Raw genomic sequence first — 1,549 nt, 5'->3', positions numbered from 1 at the left:
CTGACAGCCGATCATGTCGCTGCTGCGCTGGGCATCTCCCGCGCCAACGCTTACATCCTGCTCCGTTCGGACGGCTTTCCCACGCTCCACATCGGTAAGCGGATGGTCGTACCCAAAGACCGTTTTCTTCAGTGGATCACGGACAGCGTAAATGGCTGATCTGACATCCTTGATTCAAGAGGTTTCTTTTTCTATACTATTCCCGAAACGACTTGACATCAGGAAGGAGGCAATATGCCAAGCAAACGTTCACACGGCGAGGGTACGCTTCGCCACCGCAGCGATGGTCGCTGGGAATTACGTATGATGGACGGCTACCAGAAAGATGGTTCGCCGCGCTTCAAGACCTTCTATGGCAAGACCCAGAAGGAGGTCAAGCTCAAACTGAAAGAGTATCAGGATGCGCTTATCAGCGGTGTCCAGCTGGACACGATCCTGTACTTTGAGGATTGGGCCGATACATGGTTCGAGGGTCACAGGGATAATATCGCTCCCACGACACAGGAAAGCTACAAATACTGCCTGAAAATGCTCAAAGAGGGATTTTATCATCGCCCCTTGACCGTCATACGCCCCATCGACATTGAAAACTTCCTGAAAGGGATGCGGCGCGATGGCCGCTCGGATTCTTACATCAGCAAGGCACGAGGGATGCTCTACCAGATCTTTCAAAAGGCAGAAGCCAATGACCTTGTGCGCCGCAACCCGGTCCGGCTTGCTGAAAAGATGCGGGCATCCGGCACCGCAAAGCGCAAAGAAGCCTTCACCACAGCGGAAGTCGCACACCTGATGAAGGTGCTGCCCGATGACCGCATGGGCTTGAGCATCCGGCTTTTGCTCGGCACTGGGATGAGAATGCAGGAACTTCTGGCTTTGGAGCCGCAGTTTATTGAAGAAGATGGCTCTGTCATTCACATCCGGCAGGCAGTAAAGGTCGTAAAAGGTACGGTCAGCATCGGCAGTCCGAAATCCAAAGACAGTATCCGGGATATTCCGGTGCCGCTGAATGTCCGCCCGTGTGCCATCAAGCTGCGGGATACCACCGACCAGTTCATCTGGGAAAGCCCCAAGACCGGCTTGCCCTGCAATCCCACCCATTTCCGGGATGTGTTCCGCAAATCTCTGGAAGAAGCGGGCGATGTCCGCTTGCTCACGCCGCACAGCTGCCGCCACACCTATGTGTCGCAGATGCAGGCGTTGGGCGTGGATATTCAGACCATCCAGAGCATCGTAGGCCATGCCGACACCGAGATGACTGAGCATTATCTCCATGTTCAGGAATCCATTCGGCAGAGTGCGATCCAGTTGTTCAGTGAGGCATTTTCGGCCTGAAAATTGGATGGAACGTCACTAATTAGACCAGATAAAATCGTTGGCATTGTGGTCAAAATTGTGGTCAAAACCAAATGAGGCCAGCCTATAAACAAAAAAATCCAACGATTTCTAACGTGAAATCGTTGGATTTATGGTCCGAGTGGCGAGAATCGAACTCACGGCCTCTTGAACCCCATTCAAGCGCGCTACCAAAACTGCGCTACACCCGGATATC

General features: G+C 53.0%; 2 protein-coding genes and 1 tRNA gene. 2 read left to right on the top strand and 1 reads right to left on the bottom strand.

Features of this window, described 5'->3' with window-relative positions:
• Together C4N23_RS14375 and C4N23_RS13660 are read left to right on the top strand one after the other, a co-directional pair.
• Positions 1 to 159 carry a helix-turn-helix domain-containing protein gene (locus tag C4N23_RS14375; RefSeq protein WP_112146679.1) on the top strand — a complete coding sequence of 53 codons (159 nt, stop codon included), beginning with the start codon at positions 1 to 3 and terminating at the stop codon, positions 157 to 159.
• Positions 160 to 234: 75 nt separating this feature from the next.
• Entirely contained in the window at positions 235 to 1,332 is a 1,098-nt protein-coding gene (locus tag C4N23_RS13660) for a tyrosine-type recombinase/integrase (RefSeq protein ID WP_227611936.1), read from the top strand.
• A 134-nt stretch (positions 1,333 to 1,466) separates the two neighbouring features.
• On the opposite strand, the gene C4N23_RS13655 is transcribed toward C4N23_RS13660, so the two are convergent.
• Positions 1,467 to 1,544: transfer RNA gene (locus tag C4N23_RS13655), tRNA-Pro, on the bottom strand.
• Positions 1,545 to 1,549: the final 5 nt, after the last annotated feature.

Origin of the sequence: Faecalibacterium hattorii (assembly GCF_003287455.1) — a bacterium.
Classification (GTDB): Bacteria; Bacillota; Clostridia; order Oscillospirales; family Ruminococcaceae; genus Faecalibacterium; species Faecalibacterium hattorii.
The sequence above is the reverse complement of the archived record's forward strand: the minus strand, read 5'-3'. Positions and strand labels throughout refer to the sequence as shown.